Genomic DNA, 21,632 nt, shown 5'->3' with positions numbered 1-21,632 from the left:
GACATGACGAAACAAGGACATCCCGATAATGGCCCATAGCACCCGCTCCATGGGCATGCGCCGTCGGCGCAAGGAGACGGAGCCCGTCTCGGCCAAGCAAGCCTGCACCAGTTCAGGTGACAGCAGGTCAGACAGGGACTCAAACTTTCCGGGAGGACAGGCGTGAATGAAGTCGAGAGCTTGGTCGATACGCATAAAAAAATCCGAAACCCAACAAGGAGTTTCGGATTCTTACACAGCCTGAGGATCGGTCAATGGATCCTTAACTGATCGGCATTACGGCCAAGGCGCCGGATTTTTTTATTTCAGATGTTCGGTGATGATCAGGGGCAGGGGACGGGGGTAAAGGTCTCCTGGCCCTGGCAGCGCCAGCCCATCTCGGCCTGACGCATCTGCCACAGGTTGTTGCTGCGAAACAGGGTCAGGATGTAGAGCATGTCGCTACGCTGGCCATCAAGGGCCACCGAGAGCACCAGATCGTTGTCCAGCTGTTGAGCATGGATACGGGTGGGTACATCTTTATGGCCGACGAAGCGGCGAGCCACTTCGCGATAGTCGTTGACCCAGCCTTGCTGACTGCTGCTCGCCTGACGGATCTGCTGGTTGAACTGCTGCACCGGGGTGGATGCCAGACGCCCGAACAGGGCCTGTGCCCCCGCATGAGCCGCCACCATCATCAGCGTCAGCGTGGTAATGAGCCCAAGTTTTTGCATGAGAGAATGCATTGAGAGAGTCCGGCTTGAAACGACCCCTGTATGACAACAGAAAAGCCGGCTTGGTTCAATCTTGTCCCTGCCGGGATGGGATCTCGCCCACTCTGAGGCTTCTCAATTGCGCTGCAGCGAGAAGGTGGGCAGGGAGAGATGCCAGTAGATGGCCGCCACGCGCAGGCCGAATACCCCCAGCATGCTGATGAGCATGGCGCTGACCCTGTCTACCCCGACCTCCAGTGACAGGGTATAGAGGATGCCCCCGAGGATGCAGGCGGTGGCGTAGATCTCCTTTTGCAGCACCATGGGCACTTCCCGGGCCAGCACGTCCCGGATCATGCCGCCAGCCACCCCTGTCATGGTGCCCATGAGGACGGCAATCAGCCCGGAGGTGCCGAAATTGAGCGCCTTCTGGGCGCCGATCACGGTAAAGAGTGCGAGACCGAAGGCGTCCGCCACCGGCAGCACATACCAGGGCATGCGGCGGGGCAACTTGACCATCCACATGCCGAGGAGGGCCGTGGCGATGACCACCCAGATATAGAGGGGATCGCGCACCCAGAAGACCGGGGTCGCCCCCAGGATCATGTCGCGGATGGTGCCGCCCCCGATGGCGGTCACCGCAGCCAGCACCATGACGCCGAAGCCGTCCATTCTGAGGCGCCCTGCCACCAATACCCCCGAAAACGCGAATACTGCAGTACCAAACATGTCGCTGATGTAAACAATCTGCTCAACCAGTGTCTGCATGGAGAACAACTCACGTCCAATAAGTGATGGGGCGGCGATTTTAGGGGCAAGGGGTGCGTGTGAGCAATGCCGGCATGCAAAAGTGGGAGCCAGAGCGGGTTTCTGGATGCAATGGTCTGGGCCGATAGACAGGCTGAGACTGCAGTGTGGCTGTTACCGGGAGAACATACAGATTTGTACATGATGAGGCGAAAAATCTTCTAAAGCATCGGGCGGTGGTGCCGTTACTAAGGGGGAAGCAAATGGAAGGGTGTCAGGAAATCCAACTTTTTGCAGTGCTGCGGATCTGGTCATCACCACGTTGAATCAGATCTGCCTCAGTCACCGGCAGCGGATTGGCCCTGCGGACTGAAGAGGGATCTCAATCGCCGTGCGCCCTGGGATCCGCAGTTTTAGACTTATCAGGAGAATTCATTATGTCCATGTACATCAGCACCAACGTCTCGTCCCTCAATGCCCAACGCAACCTGGCGAATTCCAGTAAATCCTTGGATACCTCCTATACCCGCCTTGCTTCAGGCCTGCGTATCAACAGCGCCAAGGACGATGCGGCCGGTCTGCAGATCTCCAGCCGGATGACTTCCCAGATCAACGGCCTGGACCAGGGCAACCGCAACGCCAACGACGGTATATCTATGGCTCAGACTGCGGAAGGGGCCATGGACGAAGTAACTTCCATGCTGCAACGCATGCGCACCCTGGCACAACAGTCTGCCAATGATACAAACAGTGATGACGATCGTGCCGCTTTGCAGAAAGAGGTAGTTGCACTGCAGGAGGAAATTACTCGGATCGGTAGCGATACCACCTTTGCAGGCACGAATCTCTTTGCTGCTGATAAAACATACGACTTCCAAGTTGGAGCTGATGCTAATCAAATTATTAGTGTCGATCTCAAAGCAATGAGCGCTGCCACATTGGGAGTTGACGCATATGACATATCAGATAAGACTGGGGCCCAAACTGCGCTGGCCGACATCGATGACGTGATTAAAGAAGTGGATGGCTATCGTGCCGATCTGGGTGCGGTGCAAAACCGGCTGGATTCCACCATCCGCAACCAGTCCAATATCTCGGAAAACGTCAGTGCTGCCCGTTCCCGTATCCGCGATGCGGACTTCGCGACCGAGACTGCGAACATGACCAAACAGAACATTCTGCAGCAGGCTGCCTCCAGCATCCTGGCCCAGGCCAACCAGCGTCCGCAGTCGGCCCTGTCGCTGCTGGGTCGCTAAATCGGTCCTGATTAACCTCTGAATAAGGAGCGGCAGATGGCCAATGAACCCATCGTCATGGCTTCTACCTCGACGCTCACTTCCCATGGCGGCCCTCGGGCCGCCATGCCTGTTTCTGCGCCATCGGCCTCTGCTGAGGAGCAAACCGTCGAGCAGGTAAGCGCCGACCTGGCAAACAAGACTGCGAAGGAAGAGCCTTCGAAGGCCACAGCGTCGTCATCCAAGAATAATGATGAAACAGAAAAACAGGCCCAAGAATTGCAAGAGAAGCTGACCAGCTTGGGCAAACTAAAGGGGTGGGCTATCCATTTCAGTCTGGTGCCCGAGTTTGACCGACCGGTAATCCAGGTGATCGATGCCGAGACCAGGCAGGTGATCCGCCAGATCCCGAGCGAGGAGATCCTCCAGATGAACAAGCGGCTACAGGAGATGGGGAAGAATCAGGGCGATGGTTCCGGCCTCTCCGGGCTGCTGTTCGACGGTCAGGTATAGGTTTTTAACGAGATAAGAGGAGCATGTTATGGCGATTACCTCCGCCGGAGCGGGGTCGGGCATCGATCTCGAGAGCGTGATCACGGCGAGCGTGGCCGCCAGGAAGGCGCAGTTGCAGCAACCCATCATCACCAAGCAGAACAGCACCAATATCACCTTGTCTGGCATAGGCCAGCTCAAGTCCTCCCTCACCGCCTTCACCGATATTTTGGATACCTTGAGCAAACCCGGTGCCTTCAACAAGCGGGCCATCAATATCACCCAGAATAAAGATGATCCTGTGCTGGCAGTGGAGAGCAAGAGTGGCACCTCGAACGGCCAGTACAATATCACCGTCAACAAATTGGCAACCACCAGCCGCCAGGAAGGGATCTTTGACAGCTCGACCGTGCCGCTTGTCACCCAGGATGGCCAACTGACCTTCAAGGCGGGGGACAAGGAGTTCACGGTCGACGTCAAGGCGGGGGATACCCTGCAAAACATCCGCAAGCGCATCAACAATGATGGCGACAACTTCGGGCTCAGTGCCAACATCGTCAATACCGCCGATGGCAAGGCGAAGCTTGTCATCGATTCTGGGGTCTCGGGAGATGGCAAGGATCTGGTCATCACGGGTAGCACGACCGAACTGCAAGATAAGTTCACGGGCAAAATGGCAGAGACGCAACAGGCGTCCAGCGCCGAGATCCTGGTCGATGGCAATGTGCTCAAGAGCGATACCAATGTCTTCGATGACGTCATTCAGGACCTGAAGCTGACCGTGTTGCGGGTCTCCGACACCGACAGCAATGGCGACCTCAAGTCCAACAAGGTAGATATCACCACCGACAAGACCGCCATCGAAGAGACGGTGTAGAAGTTTATCGATGGCTACAACGCGCTGCAGGAGAAACTGAGCGGCTTGGGCAAGCGCAACAGCATCGTCGGTGGTGTGCGTCAGGATGATGGCGGGGCCCTGGCGGGAGATTCCGTTACCCGGGCCATCAGCAACTTCATGACCAACGTCATTACCAACCCGGGCGGCACCAGCACCACCTATTCCACCATCTTCGAGCTTGGTGTCAAGATGGACAACAAGGGCAAGCTCTCCCTCGATAAAGAGAAATTTGGCGAGGCGGTCGACAAGAACTTCGATCAGGTGGCGGCTCTGCTTGGCGGGGATGAGGGGTTGGCGGCGACCCTGACCAAGGGTCTGAAGGAGTACACCAAGTCAGGGGGCATGCTGGCGCAACGGACCGATACCCTTAATTCAGATCTGCGCAGCCTGAGTCAGAAACAGGCCACCACCAATGAGCAGCTGGTTAAATATGAAGCCGCCTTGCGCGCCCAATACGGCAGCCTGGATGCCCTGCTCGTGAAAATGAATAACTCAGCGGCAGCACTGTCAGCATTGCAAATAAACAATAACTGAGAGTGATATTTCGAGGACCCATGTTATGTACCACCGTAATCTGAAGGCATATAAGACAACCAGTATCGAAGCGGACCTGGTGGTTGCGGATCCCCATAGGGTCATTCAGCTGATGATGCAAGGACTTCTGGAGTGCCTCGCACAGGCGAAGGGAGCCATAGAGCGCAAGGACATGGAGGCAAAGGCCAGAACCATCTCCAAGGCTCAGGGACTGGTGCATGGCCTTCAGGATGCTCTGGATATGACACAAGGGCAGATCGCGGAGGATCTGTTTGCGCTCTATGCCTATATGGATGAGCGTATCTGGGAGGCCAGCGTGCGGCGTGACGTTCAGCCCCTCGATGAGGTCATGACACTGATGGTGACGATCAAGTCGGCTTGGGATCAAATCACCGACGCGGATAAGCAGCAGGGTTTCCAGCTAAGGCAAGCGTCAGGGAGTGTGCTGTGAATGAGCTGAACGCTTATGACGATGCGTTGAGCGATAATATCGCGACCCTGCAGCAATTATTGGCGAGTCATCAATATGAAGAGGCCCTAGCTTGTATGGATGAGCGTTTGGCGATCATCACGGCGCTGAAGGACTTTTCTCGGCAACAGAAGATGGCGTCAGCGGAATTGGCTACCTTGGTCAGAGATCAACTAGCAAAAGAAGAGAGGCTGAGAAGTCTGGCTGAAACGTTTAAGAATGAGATTGCCATGCAGCTAGTGACCCTTGGCAGGGTCAACAAGGCAAAGTCTACTTATGATGGGAATAGGTAAGCTCTGGCCAGCCGAGACAGCGTGTTGCTTTGTTTGATATTTGATAAAAGTCACGACCGCCAGTGATGAATCATTCGTACTGTTTAGATTGTCGAGTATTCATCTTACTTTTCTGATATGAAGTGAACATGAATCGTACGCAAGCACTTAGGTTTTTATATGCCCTCATTTATTGTTGAGTTTTGGTCAAGCATCTTTGGCATACTGGCGAAAGTGTCGGTATTCACACTGGTAAGGAAACTGTTCCCCTCAGCAATCACCGCTCGATTTGTCGATTGTTGGGTGCTGAGTCACCTCGTCCTGTCCATGGTGGCGGTAGTGGTCGCCGTCTACTCACCCTATCCTGTGATGGGATACCTTTTTATGGGGTATGGGTTTCTTCGAACCTTTGAGATCGTCGTGTACCAGACGAACGTCTTGCTGTTTGATGAATATCGGGTAGTAAAAGCGGGCGGTGAATACCGACTTGAGGGTTACCGTCGTATCGTATTGTTGTTGCTGCATAATTACTTCGAGATCATTCTTTGGCTTGCGTGCACATATACGGTGATGGCCGCTGATTTCGAACATAAATGGCAGCCAGGCACAGGCACTGTCTTTGGTGGTATTTATAGCAGTTTTATCACAATGACCTCATTTGGTGATTTCGATTTATTGCCAAAAAGCACTATGGCTGCCTCTGTGCTGCTTTTTCACGCGACTGTCGGCCTGTTCATGACACTGCTAAGTCTGGCCAGGTTTATCAGCCTGATACCAGCGCCAAAAACCCGTGATATTGTAGAAATAAAACAAATTGAGAGTTCCAAAGACAACTAGGAATGATGAGTCATGTCAGTGACTATTTTGGCATGACTCTAATAACATCAGGTGATTATGACCTGCTATGTAGGCATGCATATTGCGCTTAATTTAAACCTACGCCCATGATGGGGGGGTTATCCGAATGATTTACTTGAGGACATCAGCATGACCCATACCCTGGTAACCCCCAGATATTACCAAGATTTTCAATGTATTGGCGACAAGTGTGAGGATAATTGCTGCCATGGATGGACGATTTCGATAGACAAGAAAACTTATCGTAATTATGTCAGTCATCCGGATCAGCTGATCCAAAGCACGGCCAAGCAGCATATCGAGAAAGTGAAAAAATCAGACGCTCACTGGGGGACTATCCGCATGGATGAGTCTGGCGCCTGTCCCTTTCTGGATGATGTTGGATTATGCAATGTGCATAAGAAGATTGGTGCAGAGGCACTGAGCCACACCTGTAAGACCTACCCCAGGCAACTGCAGCAATTTGGTGTCCAGCACAGGCGCAGCCTGATGCTCTCCTGCCCGGAGGTGAGCAGGCAGGTACTCTTGAATCCAGATGCCATGGTGGTTGATGTCACCCCATTCAAGGGGCAGGTCAGGCCCTCTCCCGTGCCCAGCACCATTGATACACTGCATTCATTGAGTATCGATGTGCTGCTTGCCGACGGTATGACGATAGAAGATAAACTATGGCTGATCGGTATGTTGGTGCACAGGGATGAAAGCAAGGGCTCAAACCAGGCATTTATCGAGCAATTAATTCCCATGATCAATGATGGCCAGTTGAGCGCGGCGTTTTCTCAAATTCCTTTTATTGGTAAAGTGCAGTGGTGGGCCTTGCGTACCCTGACGCATTTGTTAGTACAAAACCAGCAACGTCGTGGAAGGGCTGTGATGCTCCGTTGCCTGAATAAAATAAATCAGGTGTTAGAGGGGGAGTTTAATGAGGACAAGCTGCTGCTGATACATAAAAGCTGGCACCAGAAGGTAGTGCCATTTTTGACGCAACGCCCCCATATTCAACAGAACTATCTGCTTTATCATGTCTATCACAATCAGTTTCCATCAGGATTTGATTCTCCTCAAATAGCTTATCAGCTTCTCATTGCGGACTATTTCTTGCTGCGCAGCTATTTATCCTTGATCGCGATAGATGAAGAAGCACTTACCGAAAAAGATGTGACGGACCTGTTTTATAGCTACCATACACTTCGCCAACACAATCCCAAGTTCTTGACCGTATTGGCGCAAGGGCTGCAGCAATCAGGGCTGGCCAGCGATATTACACTTTATGCGCTATTAAAGACGGGCAATGAGCGAGGTTGATGCCGCCGGATATATAGCCTGATACGGTTTTTTTCTGAGTAATCCGGTTGCGATTGTGTGCAAGGGGGATGTTACCCTCCGCTGCGGCTCTTGATCGCGCTAGCGCCGATCGCTTCGCATATCTGCTCCACCGCGTTGAGGGCGCGGGGGGTGAAGCGGTGCAGCTCATCGGCGTTGATGAGGGCGAGCCGCCGCTGCTTGACGGCGTCCAGCATGGGCCACTGTTGCCAGTGCGCCAGCACCTCAGGGTCCTGGCTGCCGGCCAGGATGAGATCAGGGTCGGCCTTGATCACCTGCTCCAGCCCGACCTGGGGATAGGGGGTCGCCGCCTTGGCCATGATGTTGCGGCCGCCGCACAGGGTGATGGCCTGGCCGGGCCAGGTCGAATCATTGACGCTGGTCAGCGGCGGATACCAGAGCTGGTAGAAGACCGAGACGGACTTGGGCTTGCCATAGCGCGCCGCCAGGGCATTGAGTCTGGCCAGATAGGCGTCGGCTCTGGCGTCGGCTTGTTGTTCGACGCCAAGCAGGCGCCCCAGGCTGCGCATCTCGGTGGCCAGCGAGGCAAAGTCGGTGGGCTCCGAGTAGAAGACGGGGATACCGAGCTTCTCGACGGGGGCCAGCATGCGGGCCTGGGCCGAGCGCCAGGCCACCACCAGATCCGGCTTCTGGGCCAGCAGGGCTTCGAGGTTGATGCTGCGATAGTTGGCGACCCGCGGCAGGGACGCCACCTCGGGGGGATAATCGGAGGCGTCGTCGGTGGCGACCACGCGATCCCCGGCGCCGATATCGAACAGCAGTTCCGTCAGATGGGGAGTGAGGCTCACGATGCGCTGCGGCGGGGTGGCCATGGCGCACAGTGAGGTGCCCAGCAGGCAGACAAACAGGCCCAGGGCACGAAGGGAAACGCGATCAGCCATGATTGAGCGCCATCCATGTCAGGAGCAGCGAGAGCCCGAGCCAGCCCCAGCCGGTCAGTTGCAGACGCTGCAGCAGGCGCAGGGGCAGGTTGGCATCGGGTTCGCTCCCTTCATCAAATATCGGAAAGCGCACCAGCTGGCCCTGATAGTAGCGGGGGCCTCCGAGTCGGCTGCCCGTCGCCCGGGCCAGCAGCGCGAGCAGGACCCCCATGGCGGGATGGGGCCAATGCAGCGCAGGCCGCACTCTGTTGCCCAGCCCGCGCACCTGGGTCAGGCACAGGGGGAGCGCCAGCAACAGGATGGCGGGGGCGCAGAAACCCTGATAGAGCGCCGCAGCCGGGCGGCCGAAGTGGACGAACGCGCTTTGCTTGGGGTTCCACGCCAGATGGGTCAACTGGGCGAGCCGCACCAGCAGGGCACCCTGTACCCCGGCCAGGGCGAAGCCCAGCAGGGGGGCGGCCCACTGACCGACGAGGCGCAGTACGCAGGTCTCGCTCACCGCCTTGTTCAACCCCATCACCGAGAGCTTGCCGGTCTCCCGCTTGAGCCAGGGGGCGACCTGCAGCCTTGCCACGACCAGCGTCTCCTGGGTCGCCAGGGCGCGGCTCCCCCGGGCAAGTTCCCGCAAGGGGCGGGATTCGAGCATCAGCAGCAGGAACAGGAGGTCGAACAGGGGCTCGGAGAGGGAGAGATTGCGCATTGCCCAGAGACCGGCAGCGCAGGGCACCCAGACCACCAGCAGGGCAAAGAGTCCCGCTTGGATTTGCTGGCGCAGCGTGCCGTCGGGGCGATAGACCTTCTGGCCGAGGCGGGTGAGCAGAGGCACGGCTGCGCCGGGTCGAAAGCGTGCGGGCCAGGGCAGCAGGGCCTCCAGCAGGGCGGCCCCCACCATGATGGCCGCCGTCGTGGAGGCGAGGGCGGTCATCAGAGCATCCCAGGAGGGGGCGTCGATCACAGCTTGCCGAGCAGCGCGATGATCACTTCGGCGGAGTGTTGACCCGCCACCTCGATGAAGGCATCGAAGGATTCCACCTGCTCCTTGCCGGCGATGTCCGACATGGCCCGTACCACCAGATAGGGCACCTTGAACATGTGGCACACCTGGCCGATGGCGGCCCCTTCCATCTCCACCGCCAGCATCTGCGGGAAGTCGGCACGGGCTTTCGCGATGGCGTCCGGCTTGCACATGAACTGATCGCCGGTGCAGATGAGCCCGATCTTGGTCTGGTGCTTGCCTTGCTCGGCAATGCAGGCTTGTGCCAGGGCGATGAGTTTTTCGTCGCAGGGGAAGGCGGCGGGCTGCTGGGCCATCTGGCCCATCTCGTAACCGAAGGCGGTCACGTCCACGTCGTGGAAGCGCATCTCGCTCGCGATGACCACGTCACCGATGTGCAGATCCTGGGCGAAGCCGCCGGCGGAACCGGTGTTGATGACGCAATCGGGAGCGAACTTCTCCAGCAGCAGGCTGGTGGCGACGCTGGCGGCGACCTTGCCGATGCCGGAGCGGGTCAGGATCACCTCTTTACCGGCCAGCTTGCCCTGATAGAACTCGCAGCCGCCCAGTTGCAGGGTGGTGGGCTCGCTCAGCTGGCTGCGCAGCAGGGCCACTTCCTGCTCCATGGCGCCGATAATACCTACTTTCATCATCTACCTCGTCTCGATGGCCGCTGGGCCGAAAAAGTTGGCGTGGATGATAGCAAAACTTGGCGGTGGCGCCGAGCATTGCGATGGCGCGGATGGGGGGTCAGGGGTAGCGTCTGGCCAGGGCGGCCAGTTCACCACTGTCTGCGAGCCGTTGCAGGGTGTTGGCGAACAGGGTCAGGCGCTCTGGGGCACTGTGGCGATGGAACAGGATGTAGAAGGGAGTCTCTTCCATCACGGTGGGGAGGATGCGGATCTTGTCGGCCAGCCCCTGTTCGCGCAAGTCGGACTCAACCCCCGGGGAGCGGTAGTAGACGAAACGGCCGCGCTTCATCAACAACTTCTCGTAGTTGGCCTGGTTGCTGATCCCGCCGCTGTCGATGATGAGGCCGCCGATGTCCTGGAGCCGGGCGATGGCACCGCTGCCATGGTTGATGAGGATGATGCCCCCCTGGCCGAGGGCCCTGACATCCTGCCAGCTGCGTATCTCGACGGGATCGTCACGGCGCACCGCCAGGTGGTAGCGCACCGTGAAGATGGCGGGGGTCAGGACGATAAAGTGATCCCGCCTGGCCGGGCTCTCTCCCACGCCGCAGATGAAGTCCAGCTGGCCGTGCTGCACCTTCTTTTCCAGCCGTCGCAGCGGCAGGAAGCGCTGATCTCCCTCAATGCGAAGGGCAGGCTCCCTCGCTTCCATGAGCCGGAAGAGATCGACGCAGATCCCGCCGACATGCCCGTCGGGGAGCGTCACGTACTTGGGGGACGACGCCTGTTGCGCGGCCGTATGAAAGACCTCGGTGGCGCCAATGGCCCTGGCGGTGAGGACAAGCAGACACAGCAGCAGGATTATCCTGAGGGTCATCCGGGCAGGCTTCCGATGGGATTCAGGCGCCGTACATCAACCAGTCAAAGGGCGCCGGGGGCTCAACATTAGGCGATTTCCCCCTCTTATTTCAAGGGGTTCGCGCTGTCGTCACCGGGCGCACGGGGCTTGAGGGGGGTGATCAGCCGAGCGCGGTGTCGAGGGTCATCATCAGGGCGAAGCCTGCCATCAGGCCCAGGGTGGCGTGGGTCTGGTGGCCGTTGCGATGGGTTTCCGGGATCACTTCGTGGGAGACCACAAACAGCATGGCACCAGCCGCGAGCCCGAGGCCGATGGGGTAGGCGATGGCCATGCCGCTGGCGAGTCCGACCCCGAGCAGGGCGCCGAGCGGTTCCAGCAGGCCGCTGCCGATGGCGACCAGCACGGCCACCGGCGGGCGAAAACCGGCTGCGCACATGGCCAGCGCTACAGCCAGTCCTTCGGGAATGTCCTGCAGGGCAATGGCGGTCGTGAGGGGCAGTCCCACCGTCATGTCCCCCTGGGAGAAGCTGACCCCGATGGCCATGCCTTCGGGCAGGTTGTGCAGGGCGATGGCGAAGACGAACAGCCAGACCCGTGAGCAGCTCTCATGGCCGGGACCACAGGGGCCGGTCTTGTCGTGTTCGTGAGGGGTGAATTGATCCAGTCCCAGCATCAGCAGCACTCCGAGGGTCATGCCGGCCACCACCACGGCGGCGGCGAGGAAGCCGTCACCCGTGATCCCCTCGGCGGCCTCGAGCCCCGGCAGCAGCAGGGAGAAGGCGCTCGCCGCCAGCATCATGCCGGCGGCGAACCCCAGCATGGCATCTTCCACCCGTTGGGAAACGGCGCGCAGGAACAGGGCAGGCAGGGCGCCCAGCGCCGTGGCGGCAAAACCCGCAGCGCCGCCGATGAGGCCATAGCGTACTCCGGGCGTGATCTCCCCTGCTGCCAGCATGACGAGACTCTGCACCAGGAGCAGCAGCACGGCGACCAGGGCGAGCAGCAGCCCCAGGGCGATGAGGGGGCGATCCGCTATCTGCTCGCGCAGTTGGACAGACCAGGAAGGGGAGAGGGTCGATACGTTGTCCATGGGGCCTCTGAAGACAGGAATGGGGAGAGACGAGCGGCCATTACATAACCTGGCCCCTGCTTTGTCCATGACGGCGGACCGATTGTGGCAATCGGCTCAAGTTTTGCGTCGAGCTGGTCGCTCCTGTGCTGGCAGCCTCGTGGCGGGCACAAGGCCCGGCGTGGGGCGAGCGGGAAGCAAGGGATCCCCTCTCTTTGCTCCCATCGTCATTTCCCGTCAGGAGTCTCGGGTCACCGCTTACACGGATGTGATCATTGTGTCACTGCACATCTGCAGTCGAGGATCACCAGCCAACATGTCTTACAAGCATCTCTCCATCGGCAAGAAAATTGCCGCCGTCTTTGCGGTCATTGCCGTCATCAACGCCGTCTTCGGCCTGTTTCTCGCCACCGAACTGCGGGACATTCGGGATCGGGTATTGAACTTCACCGACTCCACCCTGCCAAGCGTGCTCTCGGTGGACAACCTGCTCTACGACGTCTCCTATGTGCGCCGTGCCCAGTTTGCCCTGCTGATGGTGGAAGATGCCGTCGACAGGCAGGTTCGCCGCGCCCGCATCCAGGAGAGCCTGGGCAAGGTGCAGCAGGTCATGGATGCCTACGAGGCAACCGTGGGGGCCGAGCATGAACGCCAGGCCTTCAACCGCGTCAAGCAGCAGTGGCTGCAATATCTGGGGGCCGTCAACCAGGTGGATGCCCTGTTGTTCCAGGGCAGCAGGGATGAGGCCAGGGAGGCGCTGTTTCGCTCGAACGGGCTCTACACCGAGCTGGAGCTGGCGGTGCGTGCACTGGTGAAAGTGAATCTTGGCTTTGTGGAAGAGAACCGTGGCAGCCTGCTTGGCAGCGTCACCATGGTGATGACCTTTGCCGTGGTGAGCATCGCGACCCTGCTGATCTTCATGGGGGTCATGACCTGGTTCCTCACCCGCCAGATCTGCCTGCCCCTGCAAGCCGTGGTGGCCCAGGCCAATGCCATCGCCCTGGGGGATCTGACCCATCGGCTGGATCGCCAGCACATCGGGCAGGACGAACTGGGGATGCTGGCCAGCGCCTCCCTCAAGATGCAGGACAACCTGCGTGGGCTCATCGAGGAGGTGGCCGCCGCCGTGACCCAGCTGGGAGCCGCCATCGAGGAGGTGAGCGCGGTCTCCGAGCAATCATCCCAGGGGATCCAGAGCCAGCAGCAGGAGATAGCCCAGGTTGCCACCGCCATGGCCCAGATGAAGGCGACGGTAGCGGATGTGGCGGGCAACACCGAGGTGGCCTCGGAGTCGGCAAGCTCCGCCAATGCCCTGGCTCGCCGCGGCAGTCAGGATGTGCAGGGGGCCCTGGATGCCATCACCCGGGTGGCCGGTGAGATGGAGCAGGCGGGCAACCTGGTGAGTGAACTGGAGAAAGAGTCCGCCCAGATCAACCTGGTGGTGGATGTCATTCGCGGCATTGCCGACCAGACCAACCTGCTGGCACTCAATGCCGCCATCGAGGCGGCCCGTGCCGGTGAGCAGGGGCGCGGCTTTGCGGTGGTGGCCGACGAGGTGCGCACCCTGGCGGGGCGTACCCAGGCCTCCACCGGCGAAATCGTCGCCATCATCGAGACCCTGCAGGCCCGTGCCAACCGGGCGAAGTCGGTGACCGGCCAGAGTTGCGAGATGATCCGCCAGTGCGTGAGCCAGAGCGAACGCACCAGCGCGGGCATTCGTCAGATTGAAGAGGCGGTGGCCCAGATAGCCGACATGGCGATCCAGATTGCCAGTGCCTGTGGCGAGCAGGATGCGGTCTCCGATGAGCTGGGCCGCAACGTGGCGCGCATCAACGACTCCTCCAACGAGGTCGCGACCGGCGCGGATCACACCGCCAAAGCCTGTCTGGAGCTGAGCCAGCTGGCGGCGGGTCTGCGCCAGAGCATGGGGCGCTTCCGCCTGGCCTGACGGTGGCCGCAGCCAATGAAAACGGGGCCCTGGGCCCCGTTGTTTTTCTCACCGCCAGGCGGCGTGGGCTCAGGCGCCCAGGCCGGTACCGGCGTCTTTCTTGGCAATCAGCTCAATCTTGTAGCCGTCCGGGTCTTCCACGAAGGCGATGACGGTGGTACCGCCCTTCACAGGGCCCGGTTCGCGGGTGATCTTGGCGCCGGCGGCGCGCAGCGCCTCGCAGGTGGCATAGATGTCGTCCGCTTCCAGGGCGATGTGACCATAGGCGGAACCGAGCTCGTATTCGCTCACGCCCCAGTTGTAGGTGAGCTCGATGACGGCTTCATCCTTCTCGTCGCCGTAGCCGACGAAGGCCAGGGTGTACTTGTATTCGCTGTTCTCGCTCTTGCGCAGCAGTGTCATGCCCAGCACTCGGGTGTAGAAGTCGATGGAACGTTGCAGATCGCCGACGCGCAACATGGTATGCAGAATTCTCATTGCTCAATTCTCCGGGTTGGTGGATTGGTACTGCCTTGAATCCATTGCCCGAGACCGGATCCGCAGAGGCCTGCAGATCAACTCTCGGGATAGACCTTCTCTTTGTATTCGCACAAATCTTCGATGATGCAGGAGCCGCAGCGGGGCTTGCGGGCGAGACAGGTGTAACGCCCGTGCAGGATGAGCCAGTGATGCACGTCCAGCTTGAACTCGGCGGGGACCACCTTGAGCAGCTTCTCCTCCACCTGATCGACGTTCTTGCCCACTGCAAAGCCGGTGCGGTTGGAGACCCGGAAGATATGGGTGTCGACGGCGATGGTGGGCCAGCCGAAGGCGGTGTTGAGCACCACGTTGGCCGTCTTGCGGCCGACGCCGGGCAGGGCCTCGAGGGCCTCGCGATTCTCCGGCACCTCGCCGCCGTGGCGCTCCAGCAAAATGGCGCAGGTCTTGATGACGTTCTCGGCCTTGGTGTTGAAGAGGCCAATGGTCTTGATGTACTCCTTGACCCCGTCCACCCCCAGTTCCAGCATGGCCTGGGGGGTGTTGGCCACCGGATAGAGCTTGTCGGTGGCCTTGTTGACGCTGACATCGGTGGCCTGGGCCGAAAGCAGCACGGCGATGAGCAGCTCGAAGGGCGTGGTGAAGTTGAGCTCTGTGGTGGGATGGGGGTTGTCATCGCGCAACCGCTCCAGGATCAGCCTGCGTTTCTGGTTGTTCATGGCTCTCTCTTGTCTCAGAGCTGGGTAGTGCGGGCGCCCGCCGCCGGCACGGTGCAGTGGGCCTTCTCGGCACTCTGCTTGCGGCCCATCCAGTCGTTGATGGCGTTTTTGCCGGCGATCATCAAACCGAGGCCGATGAAGCCGCCGGGGGGCAGGATCGCCAGCAGCAGGCTGGCGTCGGCGTGGAACAGCTCGACGCGCAATGACTTGGCCCAGTCACCCAGCAGCAGCTCGGCACCGTCAAACAGGGTGCCCATGCCGATGATCTCGCGAAGGCCCCCCAGTACCAGCAGCACCAGGGTAAAGCCCAGCCCCATCATGAAGCCGTCGAGGGCGGCAAGCAGGGGCGGGTTCTTGGAGGCATAGGCTTCGGCGCGGCCGATGATGACGCAGTTGGTGACGATGAGGGCGATGAAGATGCCGAGCGCCTGATAGAGGCCGTAGGTGTAGGCGTTCATCAACAGCTGCACGCTGGTCACCAGGGCCGCGATGATCATCACGTAGACCGGGATGCGGATATCCTTGGGCACCCAGTTGCGCACCAGGGAGACGGCGAGGTTGGAGCAGACCAGTACCACCATGGTGGCAAGGCCGAGCCCCAGCGCATTGGTAAAGGTGGAGGAGACCGCCAGGGTGGGGCAGAGTCCCAGCACCTGCACCAGGGAGGGGTTGTTCTTCCACAGTCCCTGCAGCATCAGCTCCTTGAGCTCTTCGCGGCGGCCACTTTCCCCGGCGGGTTGGCTGGCCGTGTCAATCACGTCGACTTGTTCCATTGCGTGTGCTCCGGCGTTAGGGGTTGGTATGGCAGGAGGGGGCATCGTGCAGCAGTTCGGGGTGCTCCTGTTGCAGCCTCAGCAAATTTTTCACCGCCTTGACCACGGCCCGCGGGGTGATGGTTGCCCCGGTGAAGGCGTCGAATTCGCCGCCATCCTTCTTCACCGCCCAGGTGGCGTCGTTGTCGGCCGTGAGGGACTTGCCGGTGAAGCTGTCGATCCAGCTGGATTTCTTCAGTTCTATCTTGTCACCAAGCCCCGGGGTTTCCTTGTGGGCCAGCACCCTGACCGCACTGACGGCCCCCTTGGCATCGGTGCCGACCACCATGCGAATGGCTCCACTGTAACCATCGGGGGCCACGGTTTCCAGCGCGTAGCCGGTATGCACCCCTTTGAGAGTGGCGGTATAGAGGGGCATGGGCTCATCGCTGCCCAGGTATTCCCGGCTGCTGACCAGCTTGCAACTGGCCACCAGATCGTTGTCATAACTCCCCTCGGGCAGCAGGGCCTGCAGGGTGCGCAGCTTCTCCAGCTCTTGCTGGTGGGCGATGCGATCCCGGGTCAGTTCGTTGGTCAGCACCACCATGGCGGTGCAGCCGAGGGCAAAGAGGGCCAGGGTCAGGCCATTCTTGCGCATGCTTTTCAACATGGGAGGCTCCCTGTCTCGCGTCTGCGGCAATTCAGATGGGGGTTCATTTGCGACGGGCTCCATAGACCTTGGGGCGGGTCAGACTGTCAATCAGGGGAACGCACAGGTTGGCCAGCAACACGGCGAAGGCGAAGGCATCCGGATAGCCGCCAAAACGGCGGATGACATAGACCAGCACGCCGATGAGCACACCGTAGACGAGGCGCCCCTTTGCGGTGGTGCTGGCACTCACCGGATCGGTGGCGATGAAGAAGGCCCCGAGCATGGTGGCACCGCTGAACAGGTGCAGCATGGGGGTGGCGGTGGCATCCGGGGTGGCCAGATAGCCCAGGGTGGCAGCGAGCAGCAATGCGCCCAGCACGGCAGTCGGAATGCGCCAGTTGATCACTTTCTGCTGGAGCAGGAAGAGGCCTCCCAGCAGGTAGCCGAGGTTGACCCAGCTCCAGCCGATGCCACCCCAGCCCTCGAAGACCTTGTGGGTCATCACTTCGGTGGCGGTCAGCCCCTGGGTCAGCCCGGTCTTTAAGGTATCCAGCGGCGTGGCCATGGTCAGGCCATCCACCCCCTGCTTGAGCTGCAGCATGCTGTAGCCGTCGAGGCTGAAGCCGGTGAAGATCACCGAGGCCGCATCGGCGAAGCCGATGTCGTAGGCGGCGATGCTGGAGGGGGGCAGCCAGCTGGTCATCTGGACCGGGAAGGAGACCAGCAGCAGCACATAGGCCACCATGGCAGGATTGAACAGGTTCTGACCGAGCCCGCCATAGAGATGCTTGGCGATGATGATGGCGAACGCCGTGCCCAGCACCAGCATCCACCAGGGCAGCAGGGGGGGCAGGGAGAGACCGATGAGCACGGCGGTGAGCGCCGCGCTGCCATCCAGCAGGGCCGGTTTGACGGGGCGGCCGCGCAGGCGAAGGACCAGGGCCTCCGAACCCAGGGCCGTGACCAGCGCCAGCAGGATCTGGATCAGGGTCCCCCAGCCGAAGAACCAGGTCTGCGCCAGGAAGCCGGGCAGGCAGGCCAGGATCACCAGCACCATCAGGGTCTGGGTCTGTTTGCGGTTGTGGGCAAAAGGCGCACTCGCGATATTGAACATGGATCAGTGGCTCTTGTCGGTCGAAGGGGAGGAGGCAGCCTCGGCCGCCAGCTTCTTGGCTTTGGCCCGGGCGATGGCGGCGGCGATGGCCGCCTTCTTGGGGTCCACCTCTGCGGCGGGCTCGGATGCGGCGGCCAGGGCCTCAACGGCGTTATCGGTTGTGTTCACGGATGTCTTATCCGCGTCCACCGGCCCGTCACCTTGCGCCTGGGCGGCTTTTTTGGCCTTGGCCCGTGCGATGGCGGCGGCAATGGCCGCCTTCTTGGGGTCCACCTCGGCGGCGGGCTCGGATGCGGCGGCAGGGGCCTCAACGGCGTGTTCGGTTGTGTTCACGGATGTCTCACCTGCGACCACAGGCCCATCACCTTGCGCCTGGGCGGCTTTCTTGGCCTTGGCCCGGGCGATGGCGGCGGCAATGGCCGCCTTCTTGGGGTCCACTTCGGCGGCGGGCTCGGATGCGGCGGCCGGGGCCTCAACGGCGTGTTCGGTTGTGTTCACGGATGTCTCACCCGCGACCACAGGCCCATCACCTTGCGCCTGGGCGGCTTTCTTGGCCTTGGCCCGGGCGATGGCGGCGGCAATGGCCGCCTTCTTGGGGTCCACCTCGGCGGCGGGCTCGGATGCGGCGGCAGGGGCCTCAACGGCGTGTTCGCTTGTGTTCACGGATGTCTCGCCCGCGACCACAGGCCCATCACCTTGCGCCTGGGCGGCCTTCTTGGCCTTGGCCCGGGCGATGGCGGCGGCAATGGCCGCCTTCTTGGGGTCCACCTCGGCGGCGGGCTCGGATGCGGCGGCCGGGGCCTCAACGGCGTTATCGCTTGTGTTCACGGATGTTTTATCCGCATCCATCGGCGTGTCCCCTTGCGCCAGGGCGGCTTTCTTGGCCTTGGCCCGTGCCAGGGCGGCGGCGATGGCGGCTTTCTTGGGATCCAGCTCTGCCTTGGGATGTTGCTCCCCAGATGCCGGGGTGTCAGCCAGCCCATTGCCCTCGCCATTGGCGGCCTTGGCGGCACGACGGGCGATGGCCTCCTGCTTGCGCGCCTCTCTGGCGGCAATCATGGCGCCGTTGTCCGGTGCTGGCTCGCTGGTGCCTGCCTGGGTGGTCTCCTGCTTGGCCTTGAGGCGGGCGAGGGCAGCGGCGACGGGATCTTCTCCCCCCGCGGCCGTCATGGCCTGACGGCGCTGGGCTGCGGCCTCGGCGTGGCGGGCTTCGCGGGCCGCCTTCTCACGCTCGAAGCGAGCCTGCTTGGCCTCGAAGCGCTGCTTGGCACGTTCGGCCTTCTCGGCCTCGGCACGGGCCTCGCGGATGTCATCCTTGGCGATCTTGTAGTACTGCACCAGGGGGATTTCGCTCGGGCAGACCCAGGCACAGGCGCCGCACTCGATACAGTCAAAGAGGTTGAGCTTCTCGGCCTTGTCGTACTCCTTGACCCGGCTGTACCAGTAAAGCTCCTGGGGCAGCAGGGTGGCGGGGCAGGCATCGGCGCAGGCACTGCAACGGATGCAGGCCTGTTCCGGGCCGGGGGGCGGCAGCTCGGCGCGGGTGGGGGAGAGCAGGCAGTTGGTGGCCTTGACCACGGGGACCATGGCGTGGGGCAGGGTGAAGCCCATCATGGGGCCCCCCATGATGACCCGCTGATCCGCCTCCGGTTGCAGCTCGAAACGCTGGAGCAGCCAGCGTACCGGCGTGCCCAGACGCACCCAGGCATTGCCGGGTTTCTTGAAGGCGTCGCCGGTGAGGGTGACGATGCGCTCGATGAGCGGCTCCCCATCGATGATGGCGCGCTTGATGGCAAAGACGGTGGCGACGTTGAGCACCATGATGCCCATGTCCACCGCCCGGCCTCCCTTGGGCACCTGGCGTCCGGTGAGCAGCTCTATGGTCTGTTTGGCGCCGCCGGAGGGGTACTTGGTTGGTACCGACTTGACCAGCACGTCGGCGTCGCTGGCATGGCGGGTCAGGGCCTCGATGGCCGCCGGTTTGTTGTCTTCCACCCCGATCAGGGTGAGCTTGGGCTTGAGCAGGTGCTTGAGTACCCGGATGCCGTCCATGATCTCGTCGGCGTATTCCTGCATCAGACGGTCATCTGTGGTGATGTAGGGTTCGCACTCCAGCCCGTTGACGATGAGGATCTCGGTGAGCTGGCCACGGCCGTCGAGCTTGCTGTGGGTCGGGAAGACGGCGCCGCCGAGCCCGGCGATGCCGGCCTGCTGGATGCGCTCGAGCAACGCCCCCCGCTCCAGGTTCCAGTAGTCAGGCTGGGGTGTGCGCTCGCCCCAGGCATCGTCTCCGTCCGGGGTGAGGAGGATGCAGAGATCGTCAAGACCGGAGGGGTGCGCCACCGTGTGCTGCTCGATGGCGGTGATGGTGCCCGAGGTGGAAGCGTGCACCGGCACGATGCGTCCCTTGTCAAAACGGGTGAGGGGTTGCCCCTTCTTGACCTTGTCCCCCACCCGCACCAGCAGTTCGCCGGCCGGACCCGCGTGCTGGCGCACCGGAATGATGAGCTGTGGGGGAAGGCCCGCGTCAACGACGGGGGTCAGGCTGGACTGGTGCTTGTTCTCGGGGGGATGGATGCCGCCGTGAAAATCCCACAGAGTGCCGGCTTTGATGCGTTCGAGCAGATGCTGCATGGTTACTCCGCTGTTTATTCCACTATCTTGACCGGAATGGCGACCTTGGCCAGATCCCATTTCCAGTTGTCGACCGTGGTCGGCACCGGGATCATTTCGATACAGTCGGTCGGGCAGGGGTCGACGCAGAGGTCGCACCCGGTGCACTCGGCCTCGATGACGGTGTGCATCGCCTTGGTGGCACCCAGGATGGCGTCGACCGGACAGGCCTGGATGCACTTGGTGCAACCGATGCACATGTCTTCGTGAATGAAGGCCACCTTCTTGACGGGGATTGCCGCGTCTTCACCGCCGTCCAGAGACTGGGGCTCGACCCCCATCAGGTCGGCAATCTTGCGCATGGTGGCGTCGCCACCGGGCACGCACTTGTTGATCTTGTCGCCATTGGCCAGGGCTTCTGCGTAGGGTTTGCAGCCCGGGTAACCGCACTGGCCGCACTGGGTCTGGGGCAACAGAGCATCGAGCTGATCGACGATGGGATCGGCCTGCACATGAAACTTGACGGCGGCAAAGCCGAGAATGATGCCGAAGGCCAGGGCAAGCAGGGCCAGCACCAGAATGGCAAAGAGTATGTGAATCATAGCGTTATATCTTGATGAGGCCGGTAAAGCCCATGAAGGCCAGCGACATCAGGCCAGCGGTGACCATGGCGATGGAGACGCCACGAAACGGTGCCGGCACGTCGGCGGCCACCAGCCGCTCACGCATGGCGGCAAACAGGATCAGCACCAGGGAGAAGCCGACGGCGGCCCCGAAGCCGTAGATGATGCTCTGGATGAAGTTGTGGCGCTCGTTGATGCTGAGCAGCGCCACGCCGAGCACGGCACAGTTGGTGGTGATGAGCGGCAGGAAGATGCCGAGCAGGCGATAGAGGGTCGGGCTGCTCTTGCGGATCACCATCTCGGTGAACTGGACCACCACGGCGATCACCAGAATGAAGCCCAGGATGCGCAGGTAGGCGATCTCCAGCGGGATCAGGATGTAGTGCTCCATCAGATAGGAGCAGGCGCTGGCCAGCGTCATGACGAAGGTGGTGGCCAGACCCATGCCGATGGCGGTTTCCAGCTTGCCGGAGACACCCATGAAGGGGCAAAGGCCGAGGAACTTCACCAGCACGAAGTTGTTGATCAGCACGGTGCCGACCAGTAAAAGCAGGTACTCAGTCATTGAAGATGGGTTATCCGGTATGAAGGCGGCCGTATTATCTGATGTTAGGTGCCTTTAGACAACCGCAAGGCCGTATGGTTATTATTCGAATGCCCAATTCTTGACATCCTCCCCCACCTTAGCGCTTCGCGTCACAGGAGGGGGATTCCCATTACTGGGTGATAGCTGCTCGCGCAGTACCGGGTTCCTGCTT

23 protein-coding genes and 1 pseudogene are annotated in these 21,632 nt (G+C 60.8%); 8 read left to right on the top strand and 16 right to left on the bottom strand.

Translation table 11 applies throughout. From position 1 onward, the window contains the following. The 3 genes from AB5Y50_RS16920 to AB5Y50_RS16910 form a co-directional block, all read right to left on the bottom strand. The coding region (locus AB5Y50_RS16920) for a transposase domain-containing protein (protein ID WP_368162519.1) at positions 1-195 on the bottom strand (195 nt) is incomplete at its 3' end. A 128-nt stretch (positions 196-323) separates the two neighbouring features. Beyond that, positions 324-713 carry a hypothetical protein gene (locus AB5Y50_RS16915; protein WP_103858575.1) on the bottom strand — a complete coding sequence of 130 codons (390 nt, stop codon included), beginning with the start codon at positions 711-713 and terminating at the stop codon, positions 324-326. A gap of 114 nt (positions 714-827) precedes the next feature. Further along, positions 828-1,460: a trimeric intracellular cation channel family protein gene (locus AB5Y50_RS16910; RefSeq protein ID WP_103858576.1), complete on the bottom strand. Its 633-nt coding sequence runs from the start codon at positions 1,458-1,460 to the stop codon at positions 828-830. Positions 1,461-1,876: 416 nt separating this feature from the next. On the opposite strand from AB5Y50_RS16910, the gene AB5Y50_RS16905 reads away from it, so the two are divergent. The 7 genes and pseudogenes from AB5Y50_RS16905 to fliB all read left to right on the top strand — a co-directional run bounded on the left by AB5Y50_RS16905 (position 1,877) and on the right by fliB (position 7,502). Then, positions 1,877-2,695 carry a flagellin gene (locus AB5Y50_RS16905; protein ID WP_103858577.1) on the top strand — a complete coding sequence of 273 codons (819 nt, stop codon included), beginning with the start codon at positions 1,877-1,879 and terminating at the stop codon, positions 2,693-2,695. 36 nt (positions 2,696-2,731) lie between these two features. Beyond that, positions 2,732-3,187, top strand: a complete 456-nt coding sequence (locus AB5Y50_RS16900; RefSeq protein WP_226169597.1) for a flagellar protein FlaG — start codon at positions 2,732-2,734, stop codon at positions 3,185-3,187. Positions 3,188-3,215: 28 nt separating this feature from the next. Beyond that, positions 3,216-4,598: pseudogene (fliD, locus tag AB5Y50_RS16895) on the top strand (flagellar filament capping protein FliD). Positions 4,599-4,623: 25 nt separating this feature from the next. Beyond that, complete coding sequence (gene fliS, locus AB5Y50_RS16890) at positions 4,624-5,049, top strand: flagellar export chaperone FliS (RefSeq protein WP_103858578.1); 426 nt, start codon at positions 4,624-4,626, stop codon at positions 5,047-5,049. Next, positions 5,046-5,360, top strand: a complete 315-nt coding sequence (locus AB5Y50_RS16885) for a hypothetical protein (RefSeq protein WP_103858579.1) — start codon at positions 5,046-5,048, stop codon at positions 5,358-5,360. The genes fliS and AB5Y50_RS16885 overlap by 4 nt, the downstream gene beginning before the upstream one ends. Positions 5,361-5,519: 159 nt before the next feature. Then, complete coding sequence (locus AB5Y50_RS16880) at positions 5,520-6,176, top strand: hypothetical protein (RefSeq protein WP_103858580.1); 657 nt, start codon at positions 5,520-5,522, stop codon at positions 6,174-6,176. A 150-nt stretch (positions 6,177-6,326) separates the two neighbouring features. Further along, positions 6,327-7,502 carry a flagellin lysine-N-methylase gene (gene fliB, locus AB5Y50_RS16875; protein WP_103858581.1) on the top strand — a complete coding sequence of 392 codons (1,176 nt, stop codon included), beginning with the start codon at positions 6,327-6,329 and terminating at the stop codon, positions 7,500-7,502. A gap of 71 nt (positions 7,503-7,573) precedes the next feature. Here the strand turns inward: fliB and AB5Y50_RS16870 are convergent, their stop codons facing one another. The 5 genes from AB5Y50_RS16870 to AB5Y50_RS16850 all read right to left on the bottom strand — a co-directional run bounded on the left by AB5Y50_RS16870 (position 7,574) and on the right by AB5Y50_RS16850 (position 11,997). After that, positions 7,574-8,353 (bottom strand): ABC transporter substrate-binding protein, encoded by a 780-nt coding sequence (locus tag AB5Y50_RS16870; protein ID WP_368163093.1) that lies wholly within the window; start codon positions 8,351-8,353, stop codon positions 7,574-7,576. A gap of 61 nt (positions 8,354-8,414) precedes the next feature. After that, entirely contained in the window at positions 8,415-9,347 is a 933-nt protein-coding gene (locus tag AB5Y50_RS16865) for a cobalamin biosynthesis protein (protein ID WP_069784686.1), read from the bottom strand. 26 nt (positions 9,348-9,373) lie between these two features. Next, the gene (gene mtnN, locus AB5Y50_RS16860) at positions 9,374-10,066 is read right to left on the bottom strand and encodes a 5'-methylthioadenosine/S-adenosylhomocysteine nucleosidase (RefSeq protein WP_069784685.1); all 693 of its coding nucleotides are present in this window, start codon (positions 10,064-10,066) and stop codon (positions 9,374-9,376) included. Between the two features lie 100 nt (positions 10,067-10,166). Continuing rightward, on the bottom strand, positions 10,167-10,925 hold the full coding sequence (locus AB5Y50_RS16855) for an ABC transporter substrate-binding protein (protein ID WP_069784652.1): 759 nt from the start codon (positions 10,923-10,925) through the stop codon (positions 10,167-10,169). A 142-nt stretch (positions 10,926-11,067) separates the two neighbouring features. Then, positions 11,068-11,997: a ZIP family metal transporter gene (locus AB5Y50_RS16850; RefSeq protein WP_069784651.1), complete on the bottom strand. Its 930-nt coding sequence runs from the start codon at positions 11,995-11,997 to the stop codon at positions 11,068-11,070. A 295-nt stretch (positions 11,998-12,292) separates the two neighbouring features. Here AB5Y50_RS16850 and AB5Y50_RS16845 point away from each other — a divergent pair, with 295 nt between their 5' ends. Continuing rightward, complete coding sequence (locus AB5Y50_RS16845; protein WP_010674309.1) at positions 12,293-13,924, top strand: methyl-accepting chemotaxis protein; 1,632 nt, start codon at positions 12,293-12,295, stop codon at positions 13,922-13,924. A 69-nt stretch (positions 13,925-13,993) separates the two neighbouring features. Here AB5Y50_RS16845 and gloA read toward each other — a convergent pair whose 3' ends face one another. The 8 genes from gloA to rsxA all read right to left on the bottom strand — a co-directional run bounded on the left by gloA (position 13,994) and on the right by rsxA (position 21,439). Then, positions 13,994-14,401, bottom strand: a complete 408-nt coding sequence (gene gloA / locus AB5Y50_RS16840; RefSeq protein WP_010674310.1) for a lactoylglutathione lyase — start codon at positions 14,399-14,401, stop codon at positions 13,994-13,996. 77 nt (positions 14,402-14,478) lie between these two features. Next, complete coding sequence (nth, locus tag AB5Y50_RS16835; protein ID WP_042863644.1) at positions 14,479-15,120, bottom strand: endonuclease III; 642 nt, start codon at positions 15,118-15,120, stop codon at positions 14,479-14,481. A 14-nt stretch (positions 15,121-15,134) separates the two neighbouring features. Continuing rightward, positions 15,135-15,893 carry an electron transport complex subunit E gene (locus AB5Y50_RS16830; protein ID WP_010674312.1) on the bottom strand — a complete coding sequence of 253 codons (759 nt, stop codon included), beginning with the start codon at positions 15,891-15,893 and terminating at the stop codon, positions 15,135-15,137. A 16-nt stretch (positions 15,894-15,909) separates the two neighbouring features. Beyond that, entirely contained in the window at positions 15,910-16,542 is a 633-nt protein-coding gene (rsxG, locus tag AB5Y50_RS16825; protein ID WP_041212825.1) for an electron transport complex subunit RsxG, read from the bottom strand. A gap of 43 nt (positions 16,543-16,585) precedes the next feature. Next, positions 16,586-17,638, bottom strand: coding sequence for an electron transport complex subunit RsxD (rsxD, locus tag AB5Y50_RS16820; protein ID WP_010674314.1), 1,053 nt, complete (start codon positions 17,636-17,638; stop codon positions 16,586-16,588). A gap of 3 nt (positions 17,639-17,641) precedes the next feature. Beyond that, positions 17,642-20,272 carry an electron transport complex subunit RsxC gene (rsxC, locus tag AB5Y50_RS16815; RefSeq protein ID WP_275059301.1) on the bottom strand — a complete coding sequence of 877 codons (2,631 nt, stop codon included), beginning with the start codon at positions 20,270-20,272 and terminating at the stop codon, positions 17,642-17,644. A gap of 14 nt (positions 20,273-20,286) precedes the next feature. Next, complete coding sequence (gene rsxB, locus AB5Y50_RS16810) at positions 20,287-20,853, bottom strand: electron transport complex subunit RsxB (protein ID WP_049636131.1); 567 nt, start codon at positions 20,851-20,853, stop codon at positions 20,287-20,289. Positions 20,854-20,857: 4 nt separating this feature from the next. Further along, entirely contained in the window at positions 20,858-21,439 is a 582-nt protein-coding gene (gene rsxA, locus AB5Y50_RS16805) for an electron transport complex subunit RsxA (RefSeq protein WP_049636130.1), read from the bottom strand. Positions 21,440-21,632 lie beyond the last annotated feature (193 nt).

It is taken from the genome of Aeromonas sp. s6, assembly GCF_040907815.1.
Classification (GTDB): domain Bacteria; phylum Pseudomonadota; class Gammaproteobacteria; order Enterobacterales; family Aeromonadaceae; genus Aeromonas; species Aeromonas caviae.
The sequence above is the reverse complement of the archived record's forward strand: the minus strand, read 5'-3'. Positions and strand labels throughout refer to the sequence as shown.